Annotated in this window: 14 protein-coding genes; all 14 read right to left on the bottom strand. The window is 43.6% G+C overall.

Annotated features, from left to right (window positions below; genetic code table 11):
* Positions 1-88: 88 nt before the first annotated feature.
* The 14 genes from CVU62_03560 to CVU62_03495 all read right to left on the bottom strand — a co-directional run bounded on the left by CVU62_03560 (position 89) and on the right by CVU62_03495 (position 13,474).
* Positions 89-1,408: a hypothetical protein gene (locus tag CVU62_03560; protein PKN39283.1), complete on the bottom strand. Its 1,320-nt coding sequence runs from the start codon at positions 1,406-1,408 to the stop codon at positions 89-91.
* Positions 1,409-1,494: 86 nt separating this feature from the next.
* Positions 1,495-3,162, bottom strand: coding sequence for a hypothetical protein (locus tag CVU62_03555; GenBank protein PKN39282.1), 1,668 nt, complete (start codon positions 3,160-3,162; stop codon positions 1,495-1,497).
* Between the two features lie 226 nt (positions 3,163-3,388).
* Positions 3,389-3,673 (bottom strand): hypothetical protein, encoded by a 285-nt coding sequence (locus tag CVU62_03550; protein PKN39281.1) that lies wholly within the window; start codon positions 3,671-3,673, stop codon positions 3,389-3,391.
* Between the two features lie 133 nt (positions 3,674-3,806).
* Positions 3,807-4,964 (bottom strand): hypothetical protein, encoded by a 1,158-nt coding sequence (locus CVU62_03545; GenBank protein ID PKN39280.1) that lies wholly within the window; start codon positions 4,962-4,964, stop codon positions 3,807-3,809.
* A gap of 166 nt (positions 4,965-5,130) precedes the next feature.
* Positions 5,131-6,129 carry an oxidoreductase gene (locus CVU62_03540; protein PKN39279.1) on the bottom strand — a complete coding sequence of 333 codons (999 nt, stop codon included), beginning with the start codon at positions 6,127-6,129 and terminating at the stop codon, positions 5,131-5,133.
* An 86-nt stretch (positions 6,130-6,215) separates the two neighbouring features.
* Positions 6,216-6,821, bottom strand: a complete 606-nt coding sequence (locus tag CVU62_03535) for a hypothetical protein (GenBank protein PKN39278.1) — start codon at positions 6,819-6,821, stop codon at positions 6,216-6,218.
* A gap of 178 nt (positions 6,822-6,999) precedes the next feature.
* On the bottom strand, positions 7,000-7,557 hold the full coding sequence (locus CVU62_03530) for a nitroreductase (protein PKN39277.1): 558 nt from the start codon (positions 7,555-7,557) through the stop codon (positions 7,000-7,002).
* Between the two features lie 3 nt (positions 7,558-7,560).
* A complete protein-coding gene (locus CVU62_03525; protein PKN39276.1) occupies positions 7,561-8,352 on the bottom strand; it encodes a 1-acyl-sn-glycerol-3-phosphate acyltransferase in 792 nt (263 codons plus the stop codon).
* Positions 8,353-8,359: 7 nt separating this feature from the next.
* A complete protein-coding gene (locus CVU62_03520; protein ID PKN39275.1) occupies positions 8,360-9,598 on the bottom strand; it encodes a 3-oxoacyl-ACP synthase in 1,239 nt (412 codons plus the stop codon).
* Positions 9,599-9,605: 7 nt separating this feature from the next.
* Positions 9,606-9,875, bottom strand: coding sequence for an acyl carrier protein (locus CVU62_03515; protein ID PKN39460.1), 270 nt, complete (start codon positions 9,873-9,875; stop codon positions 9,606-9,608).
* 68 nt (positions 9,876-9,943) lie between these two features.
* A complete protein-coding gene (locus CVU62_03510; GenBank protein ID PKN39274.1) occupies positions 9,944-11,428 on the bottom strand; it encodes a hypothetical protein in 1,485 nt (494 codons plus the stop codon).
* Positions 11,425-12,114 carry a hypothetical protein gene (locus CVU62_03505; protein ID PKN39273.1) on the bottom strand — a complete coding sequence of 230 codons (690 nt, stop codon included), beginning with the start codon at positions 12,112-12,114 and terminating at the stop codon, positions 11,425-11,427. The genes CVU62_03510 and CVU62_03505 overlap by 4 nt, the downstream gene beginning before the upstream one ends.
* A complete protein-coding gene (locus CVU62_03500; protein PKN39272.1) occupies positions 12,111-12,752 on the bottom strand; it encodes a hypothetical protein in 642 nt (213 codons plus the stop codon). Before CVU62_03500 ends, CVU62_03505 begins: the two co-directional genes overlap by 4 nt.
* Positions 12,746-13,474 carry a 3-oxoacyl-ACP reductase FabG gene (locus tag CVU62_03495; GenBank protein PKN39271.1) on the bottom strand — a complete coding sequence of 243 codons (729 nt, stop codon included), beginning with the start codon at positions 13,472-13,474 and terminating at the stop codon, positions 12,746-12,748. Before CVU62_03495 ends, CVU62_03500 begins: the two co-directional genes overlap by 7 nt.
* Between the last annotated feature and the right edge of the window lie 15 nt (positions 13,475-13,489).

Below are 13,489 nucleotides of genomic sequence, written 5' to 3'. Positions count from 1 at the left end.
TGTTTCTTCGGAACTGTCATCTCTGGTCAGCGCGCCTAGATCATCCAGAATATCAATGCCGTCGCGGATGCTTTTGGGCTGGGGCCGGTCAACAAATGACGCCGGCCAGATTGGAACGCATGATCTCCGGCGGCGTGTAAAGAGGTTTTTGCGAAAACTCTTCCTGCGAATAGAGGCGGATGCAAATGCCGTTCTGCACGCGGCCGCAGCGTCCCTTTCTCTGCTCGGCGCTGCTCAATGATATGGGTTTGATCGGCAGGCCGGTGGTCTGGCTGCGGGGATTATATTCCAATATACGCGCCAGTCCCGCGTCAATGACATACTTGATTCCGGGAATTGTCAGGGACGTTTCCGCGATGTTTGTCGCGACAATGATTTTTTGCTCAGGGGCCGCGTTAAAGATAAGTCTTTGCTGAGAGCCGGAAAGCCTCGCGTATAAAGGCAGGACCAGGCCGGTACATTTTTTGTCTAAAAGCCCGCAGGTTTCCCGGATATCCTGCTCGGTCGGCATGAATATCAAAATATCTTCATAACGGCGTTCCCGCTGTAAACTCTCCACGCAGGCAACGGCTTCGTCGATGTAGGTTGTTTCGCCTTTTTCTTCCTTGACCGGATCAACCGGCCGGTAGCGGACTTCCACCGGATACATCCGGCCGGAAACTTTGATGACCGGCGCGTTATCAAAAGCCTCGGAGAATTTGGCCGTATCGATCGTGGCCGAAGTGATGATCACCTTTAAATCTTTTCTTTTGGTGAGCAGTGTCCGCAGATAGCCTAAAATAAAATCGATGTTCAGACTGCGTTCGTGGGCTTCATCCACAATGATGGTATCGTAGGCCAGCAGGTCACGGTCTTTAACCGTTTCGGCAAGCAGGATGCCGTCGGTCATGACTTTGATCAACGGCTCTGCGGATGTCTTTTCTTCAAAGCGTATTTTATAGGCAATGGATTTCCCGCACTCCTTACCGCATTCTGCCGCAATGCGCTGGGCAATGCTGGTAGCGGCTATGCGCCTTGGCTGGGTAAGGCCGATAATGCCGCGCCGTCCGCAGCCAGCGGCAAGACACATTTTGGGAATTTGCGTTGTCTTTCCCGATCCGGTCTCACCGGTAATGATGGTCACCTGATGTTTTTTAATGCCGTCAATGATCTCCTGTCTCTTGGCTGATATAGGCAATTCGTGTGGAAATCTGAGAGGGGGGATATTTTGTGCCCGCGCAAGATAACGCTTATTGGAAAGAAATACGATTCTTTTGAGCCTGTTTATTTTTTTGAAAAAAACTGTTTCATCTTTAAATTTATTTTGCTCAATATATTTAAGCTCGCGGATAATGTTGTAGTAATCCGCAATCATCGCACGATCAAGGCTCTGTTTAATTTGCCGAATATATTGCGCAGTATCTGGCAATTCTTTTTTCTCCAATAATGTTAGTCGATTGTTTTATTTCATATGGCGAGTACTGCTGTCAATGCTGGAATTGTAGTGCTACTCAGCTAATCCGAAATATTCACCCGTGCTTGAGTGCGGAATATTCCTGCTAAACTTAAGACCACGCATAATAGTCCACCACCAAAACAGATGACAGCCAAAAGCGGCCAGCCGAGTATATCAAGGCGTTTTAGCACGTCAGCCGCTCGCGTCAGGCACGCGAAATGGTCCTGAAATTGATAATATTTATTATCGCCTTTAATTGCCAACCCGGCAAACATGACCATCTGCATCCAATTAATGATAATCAGAAAAAATACCGTATAGGCAAGTAAACTATTAAATAATCTTCGTTTCCATATCCCGTCGTTTTCAATTTCAGCTAAGCCGAACGCGAACACAAAAGCAAAGAGGGGTGCCACAATATGAAGATACCAACCTGGTGTGTTGCCGCTCCCAGTCAAAGCAATGCCCACAAAAACATGATATATTAATCCAATAAAAAAAGTTGCGGACAACCACACCGGTAACCAAATAACATGTGTTAATATGTGGCGACGCGCTTGACTTATGTAATTAAAGAACAACCATCCGGTCAGCACCAGTAAAGGGATACGAAACACCTCATTTATCCGTGTCAGCGACCACGTACCGCCCCAAGACCATGTGACCAAAGTTGCCACAATGCCTCGTACAAAAGCAAATGACGTCAGCTCTCCCTTAAGATTTGCTAGTAATCCTCCCCGACGTGTCAAGGTAATAAAATCACTGCCGCCAACAAATGATCCATAAAGCAGGAGATTGTGGACATACCAGCTTCCTCCCAGCAGTAATGGTGGCCCAAACATCAGCACAAAATGTTTTAATCTCGACGCAAACATTTTATGATCGCTACGTTCACGCCATATGCGGAATAACATAAATAAGCCGATGCCAAAAGTGATGGGCAGAAAAAAAGCTTTGGTTAATAGGCCAAGTCCCAGCAAAATTCCCAGTAGTAATGATCTTTTGCTATCATACTCGTCTTCAAGCCAGCGCAATAACACCGCCCATATCATACCGAACAATAGCAAACAGAGCGAATCATTGCCAAGACGGGCAAACTCTGCAAAAAACATTGGTACCATTAATGGATACAACAGAAATCCTAATAACATTGAGCGGCGTAATGTTGGTGCCGAATGGGTAACGCTGGCGTATAAGCCGATCATGAGGCCAGCAAAGGCAAATAGAAAAGACACCAGGCGCAACGCGAACAGTTGTGTCACGAACGACCAGGAAGCCGTTGCCTTCATCAAGGGAGCCATTAGTAAATAATAAAGTGGCGGATGCTGTGACTGCCAATTCGCTTTTTTACTCGGTTTGAACGATCTGGGCACGAACGGATTGCGATATAAATTTTTATAGGCAGCAACATGATCGGGTGAAACAAAAAAAACTGCGTAAGTCATGCCATTATTTCTATCAAAAGGTGGCGTGAGAGAACTGTAAGGCAATGGCCCATGTAGACCGTAATCTACGACGGTGAGACTCAAGAAACTTTGGCCGTAACGGGGAATTGTTCCTGTGTCAGCTATCTGCTGGATAGAAGAATAATGGGCAGTTTCATCGAAGCCTTCGAAAGGTGGCAAGACGGCCAGAAAGCCGATAGCAATCAATAATATAGCCAAAACCAGCAAAATAAAATGAGATTTATGCATTAGATAGCCCCGATGTTTAAAGCCGGATTTCATGGCGCGGCCGCATGCCAATAATTATTGGTTGAAATCTTGCATATTTCATAGAGCTCATCAACTGAAGAGTACAGGAAGTTATACTCATCTCCATTTAATCATAATGCAACTTGAGACTTGGAGTTGTTCCGGCTAAAGCTTATCCATCTTTTTTCATGGTGGATGCTAATTCATTGAGAACTGTGTCTGCCTTTTCGTAAACAATTGATCGTTTAACCTTTGAACATTATTTATCCAGTACGCCCATCTTCACAGGTAGCCACCATGTAAATCCGAAGATCAGTGTCTTCAGGATAGTTGTGCCGGTACTGATTCCCGCTTTTTTGCCGATGGGAATTGACGTCAGTAATTCCACAGGATGTCCTATACAAAATATACAGGCGACGACAATCCAGACTATTCGCAATGTTTCATTTTCGATCGGGCAGACAAAGCCGAAAATAGTAAAAATCCATCCGAGAATTGCGCCGGGCATCATAAAAAGAGACCAGAATAATTTGTTATTAAACATACATCTTCTCCTTTAATAGAATAGGTAATGCCAATTATAAAGAAAGTTTTCGCCATATTGGCGAAAATTATCGGCAATGTAAGGTCATCTTTATTATGCGCTCTCCTTACGGAATGCGCTTCCGATCAAAGCGCTATTTCTTTTTCGGCTTAATCCTTACGATTCTTTCTTTGCCTTCAATCATTGATATCGCGTTTTGCGGGCATAAATGCGCGCAAACTCCGCAGCCAATACAAAGTTCCGCTTTGCGGCCGGCTTTTTTATCGTCAGTTAAATAAGCCGCGTATGTATGACAGTGCTTAACACAGTTGCCGCATCCGATGCAGAGATCGGTATTAACCACAGATAGGAAATTGGTCGCGTTCGCAATCGGTATGATCATGTTATCGACGCCGTTAGCGCAGCAGCAGCGGCAGCAATTGCAAATACTTGTTTCGTCCTTACTTGTGTCGAAATTCGGGTGATAGGCCTTATGTACCAGTCCTGCATCCTCGGCTTTCTTTAAGATAACCAGGGCTTCATCTTTTGAAATCATTCTTGAAAAACCCTGCTCTGAAGTAAATCTTGCCGATTTGCCGAAAGTAAAACAGTTTTCTCTTTCATTCGTCTGTTTGCAGGGAGTTCCGGACATGTCTTTATGATGTCGGCAAAAACAATGTCCCACAGCGATTTCATCAAATTTTTGAATTAATTCCTCAACTTTTTTGGTTGGGACAATTTTATCGGCAGCGGCGCTGATTTCCTGATCGATGACAATTTTTATTTTCTCGTTTTTGGGTTTGTTATCAAAAATGGGCACTGTTCTGTCGACCGGTGGTAAAGTCGATAGGTGAGGAATAAGCGCATCATAATTAGTCTGGACCATTTGCTCTAATTCCGCGAACAATTTATCGAATAACAGGGATATTTCCCTGTTTCGTTCGTTCTTCTCAATCTTGCCCATAAAAGTGTATTCAAAGGTTCCCACGTTTACCAGAGGCAGTAATCTAAACACCATCAGCCCCTTGCTGTTGGGCTGATTGAAGATAACGCCTCTGTGCGACAGATTCTTCACTTTTTTATTGATTTCTTCTTCCGATAATCCGCTCGACTGCTTCAACTGTTCCATGGTTTGAGATTTTTTGTCGCTGAAAGCGGTGATGAAATCCAATTCATCTTCCATGATGAAATATTTTAAAATTTTAATAAGAGTATCGTTAACAGGAATCGGAGTTCCTCCTGCTGTACTGATTATTTCACCGGCTTTTTTGTATTTTTCATCAATATTCATATTTGCTCCTTCAATTTTCATTTAGAAAAAGTTAGTTTTGACGCAACAGAGTATAGGAAGAAGTATCCTGTATGTCAATCACGAATCTTGTGCTCCCAGGTAAGCTATGAGTTAATATTCTCCGCTAATCGTTCTTCTGCAACGTGTGCAGATTTACTGTAGAACGAGTGTTGCATTAGCTGATTATTTAATCCTGCATATCGACAATTATTCTTCCTCTGTGTTTGCCTGCTTTTATTTTCTCAATTTCGGGGATAACGTTTTGAAGCTTTACCTCCGTGGCGATGGATTCGATCCACGGGTATTTCCAAAGGCCTGCCATCAGTTCCCACGCCCTTTCCCTTGTTCGCATGGGACAGTTCTGGGAGTCGATTCCGTACAGCGTGATGCCGCGTAAGATAAAGGGATATACCGTAAGCGATAGGTCAGCCGATGCCGCATTGCCGCAGCAGGTAACCGCTCCGTTGCTCTTTACCGATCTCAAGGCAAAAGTAAGAAGATTGCCTCCCAGAGTATCAACGGCGGCATCCCACCTTTCCTTAAGAAGAGGTTTTCCCGCCGATTCGGCCGGATCGGGTATCTCAATGACTTCAGCCGCGCCCATGCTTTTAATAAAAGAGCTTTCGTCGTAAATTCCGTTGACCGCTGTAACCTGGTAACCGGCGTGTGAAAGTATCGATACGGCGCTGCTTCCGACTCCGCCGCTTCCGCCTGTTACGAGAATCTCGGCGCCTTCTCTTAATCCGTGATCGGTGAGTTTAAGAATGGACAGTGCGGCGGTAAGCCCCGCGGTGCCGAATATCATGCTTTCGCGCAGAGCCAGCTTTGCAGGTTTTTTGACAATCCATGAAGCCGGAACCTGGATATACTGTCCCAATCCGCCTGAGGTGTTCATGCCGAGATCGTAACTTGTGACAATAACTTCCTCGCCCGGCTTAAAGTCTTCCGAACTGCTTTTTTCCACAATTCCGGCGGCGTCTATGCCCGGCGTGTGCGGATATTTTTTTGTAACGCCTCTGTTTCCCGAAGCAGAAAGCATGTCCTTGAAATTAAGCGATGAGTAGAGTACGCGGACGAGAACATCTCCCGCGGGAAGATTTTCTGTCGATAATTCCTCTATGGCGCTTGAAAATTTTTTATCTGCCGATTCCCGTATAACAAGCGCGCGGTATTTTTTTGTTTCCATGATGGACCTCCTGTAAATTTTGATTCAAGACCGACCGGCCTAAGTTAACTAATATAAAAACACGGCATTATTCATGAAATCAAACCTTACCCTTTCGAATCTATGCTCTGAAGATACGAAATGAGAGAAATGATTGTCGAATTCAGCCTTTTTTTCGATTTGTCGGATGTGTACAATACGCACGCGCCGAGGAGGCCGGAAAATACGATGTTGCTTACATCTTCGGTATTCACGTTCCTGTCGATGCCTCCCGATTTTTTCTCTTCATCCAGAAGGCGTTTGATCATCTTTCCCAACCGGATGAATCCGGTATTGACTTCTTTGGCGAGGTCCGGCGCCTGATCGCTCAGTTCAACCGCCAGATTTACAAAAATGCAGCCGCCGGGGAAATTTTTTGAATCCGCAAGATAACGGTCTCGGTAGTTTTCCAGCAATTTTTGTATTTTTAAAAGAGGCCTTGATTCATCATCTATTTTATAAAGATTTCTTTCGCGCCAGATTTTTCTGGCCGCGCTCAGCATTTCACGAAAAAGCTGTTCCTTGCTTTTAAAATGGTTGTAAAATCCACCTTTGGAAGTGCCGACAGCTTCGATGATATCAGTCGTTGAAGTGCTAGTATACCCTTTAACTGAAAAGAGTTTAAGCGACTCTTCAATGATCCGTTCTTTTAATGTTGCTGTTTCTTTTATCATACAGACCGACCGGTCTCCCTTCTACGATATATTTTCTGATGAGTCAATGATTTTTTTAGCTGAAATTGTATGCTGCGTTTTATAGAAATATACTCTTGGAATTAATGGATGTTACTAGCTAAAAAGCTCTTCTCGTTTCAATAGAAGAAATTTTCGTCACAGTCTCAAAGGATTTATATCAAAACATCGCTTTATTGAAACTGTTCAGATGAATAATTTCAGAAAGATCTTTGCGCGCAGGACCTTCTCTTGGCGGTATGGCAGGCCGTCCAATGGGAATAACAGCGACTACTTTATAGCCTTCCCCAACATCGAGAATATTTTTACAGGTTTCATGGTCCAGCAAACCTACCACTACAGTTCCTAAACCCAGTTCATGAGCTTTCAAACATAAAGTCTGAACAGCCATGCCCAAATCAAACATGTACCAGTTTTGAATTGCTGTGGCTTCCTTACCACCGTAGCATCCGGAAACGCCAGTCCTGGCACAGGCGACGATTAAAGCTGAAGCGGTAAGTGAACATGTGGTGGCTGGATTGTGTTCTGAATAAGTACCCGTTACCTTTTTGATTATCTCCTTATCACGGACAACTATAAATTCCCACACTTGAGTATTTGCCCAGGAAGGCGACCATCGGACGGCTTCGAATATTTGCCGAAGTTCATCGTCGGTTACAATTTCTTCGGTAAATTTTCTTACACTTCGTCGCTTTAAAATAGCTTCCTGCAATTCCATAGCTTACTCTCCTTTTTTTTCTGATTTTAAATTGGCTATTTTTTCTTCGAAAATTTTTCTGGCCTCATCGGCAAGAGCGGAAATGGAATAATTATTATCCTTGTATTTTGGTTCCAGAGAGCCAATTAATTCCAGTTGAATGTGATTAAAGTCTCGGGTGTTAAATAAAAAATGGCCCGGTGAAAATAATTTATCCGTTCCGGTGATTAAAATAAGTTTCAGCGGGGCATTGCAGTAACGGGCGATAGTAAAAACTCCTTTATTGAAAGGCGCAAGGTTTCCATCGCGGCTTCTGGTTCCTTCCGGGAACACAAATAAAATTCCACCTTCCTTCAAATGTTGCTTGATGGACTCCAGATTGTTGATCATTGCCGATCCGGTTATTCCATCGGAACCGGAGGAAATATAACCGTAATTTCTTAAAAACCAGCCGAAAACGGGGACTTTGAAAAAAGTATTCTTTACAATTGTCCGCTGTCTTTGAAAAAGCGATACGAGCAGGATAGGATCAAGATAGGATAGATGATTGCAAATAATAACCGATGAACGAATTTCCCGCACATTTTCGGGAATGTTAAATTTAGTTCGGGGAACAAGTATTTGTGCCAATGCAAAAAAAATCTTTAAATGAACGTGATTTATGTTTTGCAAGGCTGTTGTTTTGTTTTTCGCGGCAAGATAAAAGGGTATATAAAAAAATAATAAAATAAACAGATAACCGAAAAGAAAATAACTCCACAGGATTAATGTTACGAGCAGATCAATTATGCATTGAAAAAACCGGGCAAGAAACATTTTAATCTCAGGAAAATTTTCTTATCAGTAAGATGGTATTGACTCCGCCGAAGGCGAAATTTTGTATGGCCGCTATATTCGCTGGTTGCTGCAATACTTTCTGTACGTGTTTAAGCATCGCGCAGCGTTCATCGATTTCTTCGAGGTTCAATGTCGGCGCGATAAATCCTTCCTGCATCATATAGAGAGACATGATTGTTTCAATAGCGCCGCAGGCGGCCATGGTATGGCCGGTGTAACTTTTCAAGCCTATGACATAAGGATTGTTACCAAAGACGTCGCTGATAGCTTGTGCTTCAATAATGTCGCCCATCTTTGTGGCGGTGGCATGGGCGCTGATCAGGTCAACTGCCTGAGGATTGATTCTCGCGTTTTCCACGCCGAGTTTCAGAGTGTTTGTTATGCCTGTTAAATTCGGTAGAATCATATCGCCGCCGTTATTGTTGCAGGCAAAACCGATGACTTCACCCAGGATATTTGCTCCACGTTTTTTGGCAAATTCGTATTCTTCCAGCATGACCGCGCCGGCGCCTTCACCCACCACCAGACCGTCGCGATCTTTATCAAAAGGACGAGGCGTTTTCTGAGGTGTTTCATTAAACGCCGTGGAACACGCCAGCAGATTATCGAAAACGGCTACCGTGGTTGTATCGTATTCATCGGCGCCGCCGCAAAGCATGGCATCCTGCATACCGAATTTGACGGATTCATAACCATAGCCTATTGACTGGGAGCTTGTGGTGCACGCGGTTCCCGAAGCTATAACGCGACCAGTAATACCGAACATCTTGGTAATATTGACGGCGGTCGTGTGCACCATTGATTTCAAATAATCAACTGCGCCGATTTCCTTGACTGCTGATTTATCGGTGGCTCCGAAGAAGATGCGGTAAATATTTCTCTGCACAGTTGGAGAGCCGTGAATGGAACCGAAGGCCACTCCTAGCCTTCCGGATGTAATGAACTCTTCAGTCAGTCCGGTCTGCTCCAGAACTTCCTTAGCCACCTGGCAGGCGTAATAGGCCACCGGTCCCATGGTTTTGCGGTGAATCCTTTTAAAATCATACTCAACGGGATAATCTACTGTCCCATAAACCTTGGAATGAATATAATGGCTGAGAAACTCTTCTGCGCGCAATGGTTTTATTCCGGAAACTCCGTTTAACAGGCTTTCCACTATCCGGTCTTTTCCATGACCGATAGGCGTAATAGCTGACATACCTGTAATAACAACTCTGCGTTCCATAATTATTCTATGCCGGTGAAAAAAGGTTTCGTTTTTGCGCGATCTTTTCAATATAGTCGCAAATCTGATTTATTGTGCGGATATTGATGGCCTGTTTTTTTTCTTCCTGGCTAATTTCCGTATCCAGAAAAGTTTCTATTGCCAGCAAAAGTTCAATGGCATCAATGCTGTCGAATTCGTAAGTTTCGCGCAAATCAGCATCCATGTCCGGATTTGCGATTTCAAATTCCCGTTGAAAAACATTTTTTACTTCGAGTTCTATTTCCTGACGTGTCATTTTATCTGATGTAACTTCCTGAATGGATTTTGTCGCTTTTAACAAATATCACGTTGCTTTTCAATGATTTATATTTTCTGCGTATCCCATTTGATTGCCTGGGCAAATCTCTCTTGGCCGATAATTTGTCTGGCCGCGTTGAAAGAACCTAATATACTGCCCAAAACCCCCGGGGCAATAGAATTTTGTCCGGCAAGGCACAAGCCGTGAAGAGGGATGTTATTTAGTGAAACGACTTTTAGCAACTGACGGGACGAACGCATTATGCCGTAGCAGGCGCCTTCAGGAGCATTTACAAAATCACGAATAGTCAGGGGAGTATAAACATCAAGTATTTTGGCGTCTTTCAGGTTGCCAAAAATTTCATCCGCTTTATTAAGCAAATTCCTGGCGATGCTCATTTTCTTTTCTTCATAGTCCTGTCCTCGTTTGCCTGTAGAGGTATTTTCCCATTGGCTCCAGTCACTGTATAAAGATTTTGTAATTATGGAAAGTAGATTGACACCGGAAGAGTTTGTGCCTTGTACTTGATAAAATACTCCATCTTCGATAATACCTTTTTCGTTTCTACTGAGACGGTAGATATTGTGATTGATTTTCGGATGAGCCACGGCGTCGACGCTTACCTGAACGGCAATAACGCCTTCTGTTTCTTTAAGTCCCTGAATGCGCCGTTGGTGGGAATCGCGCAAGACATCCTTATCCAGTAACTGGAGCAGTGTTTTTGGATGTATTGCAGCAACGACACCATCAGCTAAAAGTGCGGTATCCGATTCCAAAATAACCCCGGTTACCTTGCCTTCGGCGAAAGATATTTTTTTTACACCGTCATTCAAGATGAGCTTTCCTCCCAGTTCTTCAAAACGACGAACAAAAGTATCTGTCATCTTGCTACCGCATTCTTTTAATCGCCAGGATGAAAAAAGATAACTGGCTAAAACCATGTGATGAAAGATTACCGGACAATCACCAAGTGTTACGCCGATCAGATTGCAGGGAACAGCTAAAACTGCCCGCAAACCGGCCGTCACTTCCAGAGAGTCGAGTAATTCTCCCATGGGAAGATAGTAGTCCATATTCTGAAAGGGATTGCCCTGACTGAACAAAAAAGAATCGTCCATCATCTGTCGGGAAATTTCGCGCAAATTTTTCATTATTACGTTCAGAGCTTCCGTGTCTTTAGGAAAAGCAATTCTCAGACTTTTTTCCAACGAGTCAACGTTTATAGGCAAATCGAAAGTTAAATCATCAAAAATATAACGGTCGATAATGCCTTCTTGCCCCATAGGGGTAAAAAGTTCATCAACCGATATGCCGAGAACATGGAACATTTTTCCTAAAAGTTCGTTCTTGCCCAGAGCACCGACATAATGCACGCCGACAGGGCAATCAATTCCAGCGCGACGGTAAGAACGCATCAAACCGCCGGGCAGAGGATTTTTTTCCACAACGGTTACTTTAAAATTTAAAAGTGACAAAAGAATGCCCGCGCTCAGACCGCCGATACCGGAGCCGATAACAACAATATTTTTGCCTTCGACAGGATGTCTCATTTTTTAGTTTTCCTGGGCTGTTTTTTTTGCAGGAATTCCTTTTTTACAGGTTGGGCTTCAATGAGAGTCATCAAGAGCGAATAATTAAATGTTTCATTTGCCTGTAGTTCAATGGTTTGATAAATATTTCCCGTCGTTTTGCTAAACTTGATCTGACGTTTCAGAGTGCCGACTGAAGAGTAGCGTTTAATTATCGTGTCTTCCGATTTATCGTTAATTAAATCGATCCAGTCACCGTTTTCTTCTTTGTAGCGGCAGGCAGTTGTTCCATCGGGAAGAGAGCCTTTCACCTGAAGCTTTCCTTCCGGCGCAAAAAAGATCAGCTTAATGTCTTCAATCATATTTTTCGCGAAATCTGCCGAATCCAGGGGAGGCAACGCCCGATTGATTTTGAGTGTGCCCGGACCGGATTCGGCCTCAAACAGCACCATTCCTTCCGCGGTCATAATTGCGCAGGATATGACGCGGGTATAAGGATCGGCCAAAGTTACTCCGATAATTACACTCTGTGTTTCGCCAAACATACGGTTCTCAATGGAGTGTACCAGTCTATATTTTTCTTTTAAAAAAGGAAAAGGACAAGTTAAAGCTTTTTCCTTTGCCGGAGAAACAGGTGAATTGATCAACGGCAAGGTCTGGCAGGATAAAAGAAAAAAAGATAATATTAAAACAAATACGCCCTTCATTCCACATCCTGAAATACTGAGGAATTAATTGCCTTATTGATTTCTACATTGTCGAAATCTATCTGCGTGAAGTTGTTTGCGCCTTCAATAATTTTTACAGATTTAACAGTTGCTGATTTTTTAGAAAGGGTAATTTCAATTTTCTCAATCATGCCAGTCATGTTTTTTTCTGTGGGCGTCAGCGTGATTTTGGTATTTGTTCCTTCATTAATGGTTGCTTTAAATGACGGATTCTGGTCGAACTTGCCGTTCATCCAGCCGGTAACTTCATTGAGTACAATCTTCATCGCCTGTGCGCCGCCGGTCTTGTCTTCCACCATTTTCCCGCCGGAAGCGATATAGCGTTTGGTATTGTTTTTATAGGTAATGACGACGCTCTTTAAAGGCTTAAAATATTCCCAACGGAATGAATCGGGGGCAGAATAATAAAAACGGCCTTCCGAGACAAGGGGTTTAGATAAAATTTTCAAGGATTTCTTTTGAACAAAGTGGGCCTGAATCGTTTTGATATTGGCCGATTCTTTACGCAATTGCTCGAAGTCAGTTGCATGAGCGCAATTCAGCGGGCCCATGACTAAAAAAATGCCTGCAATGATACAAACCAGATTACATAAGGTGTAGCGAACTTGCATCAGCATATTCCACCGTTGATTCCGATAACCTGTCCTGTAATGTAAGAGGCGTCATCAGAACATAAAAAACGAATGACGTTGGCAATCTCTTCCGGTTTTCCCAGGCGTGCCATGGGAATCATTTGTTTGATTTGTTCGACGGGAGCTTCCTTGATCATGTCGGTTTCAATTAAACCCGGAGCCACAAGATTAACGCGAATGCCGAAGCGCGCCACTTCTGTGGCCAGTGAACGGGAAGCGGCAATTATTCCCGCCTTGGCTGCGGCATAATTTGCCTGTCCACGATTAGGCATCAATGCTGAAAGAGAAGAAACAGAGACGATAGAACCGCGCTTTTTTCTGACCATTTCCCGCAAAACAGGCTTCGTCATATTATAGAAGCCTTTCAAGCTTGTGTTAATAACGCTGTCCCATTCATCTTCGCCCAGTAGCATAAAAAGCCCATCAGCGGTGATGCCGGCGTTGTTGATGAGCACTTGAATATTTTTATGACGCTCGGTAATGGCTTTAACTGCTTCTTTAGTCTGTGTATTATCGGCGACATCAAATTGAGAAATTTCTCCATCTCCGCCGGCTGATCGTACAAGGTTTAATGTTTCCTGTGCCGCAGCTTCATTGGATTTAAAATTAATGATTACAAAATACCCGGTCTTAGCCAGTTCTATCGCTGTAGCACGGCCAATTCCACGACTTGCTCCCGTGATTATCGCAGTTTTTTTATCATCCATATTTTAACAGAACTC

The organism is Deltaproteobacteria bacterium HGW-Deltaproteobacteria-2, assembly GCA_002840505.1.
Taxonomy (GTDB): Bacteria; Desulfobacterota; Syntrophia; order Syntrophales; family Smithellaceae; genus Smithella.
The sequence above is the reverse complement of the archived record's forward strand: the minus strand, read 5'-3'. Positions and strand labels throughout refer to the sequence as shown.

What these genes read in the sequence shown, in the direction of transcription:
- CVU62_03495 (PKN39271.1), bottom strand. Translation starts at nt 13,474, where the DNA reads ATGGATGATAAAAAAACTGCGATAATCACGGGAGCAAGTCGTGGAATT.
- CVU62_03530 (PKN39277.1), bottom strand. Translation starts at nt 7,557, where the DNA reads ATGGAATTGCAGGAAGCTATTTTAAAGCGACGAAGTGTAAGAAAATTT.
- CVU62_03550 (PKN39281.1), bottom strand. Translation starts at nt 3,673, where the DNA reads ATGTTTAATAACAAATTATTCTGGTCTCTTTTTATGATGCCCGGCGCA.
- CVU62_03540 (PKN39279.1), bottom strand. Translation starts at nt 6,129, where the DNA reads ATGGAAACAAAAAAATACCGCGCGCTTGTTATACGGGAATCGGCAGAT.
- CVU62_03555 (PKN39282.1), bottom strand. Translation starts at nt 3,162, where the DNA reads ATGAAATCCGGCTTTAAACATCGGGGCTATCTAATGCATAAATCTCAT.
- CVU62_03545 (PKN39280.1), bottom strand. Translation starts at nt 4,964, where the DNA reads ATGAAAATTGAAGGAGCAAATATGAATATTGATGAAAAATACAAAAAA.
- CVU62_03500 (PKN39272.1), bottom strand. Translation starts at nt 12,752, where the DNA reads ATGCTGATGCAAGTTCGCTACACCTTATGTAATCTGGTTTGTATCATT.
- CVU62_03505 (PKN39273.1), bottom strand. Translation starts at nt 12,114, where the DNA reads ATGAAGGGCGTATTTGTTTTAATATTATCTTTTTTTCTTTTATCCTGC.
- CVU62_03535 (PKN39278.1), bottom strand. Translation starts at nt 6,821, where the DNA reads ATGATAAAAGAAACAGCAACATTAAAAGAACGGATCATTGAAGAGTCG.
- CVU62_03520 (PKN39275.1), bottom strand. Translation starts at nt 9,598, where the DNA reads ATGGAACGCAGAGTTGTTATTACAGGTATGTCAGCTATTACGCCTATC.
- CVU62_03510 (PKN39274.1), bottom strand. Translation starts at nt 11,428, where the DNA reads ATGAGACATCCTGTCGAAGGCAAAAATATTGTTGTTATCGGCTCCGGT.
- CVU62_03525 (PKN39276.1), bottom strand. Translation starts at nt 8,352, where the DNA reads ATGTTTCTTGCCCGGTTTTTTCAATGCATAATTGATCTGCTCGTAACA.
- CVU62_03515 (PKN39460.1), bottom strand. Translation starts at nt 9,875, where the DNA reads ATGACACGTCAGGAAATAGAACTCGAAGTAAAAAATGTTTTTCAACGG.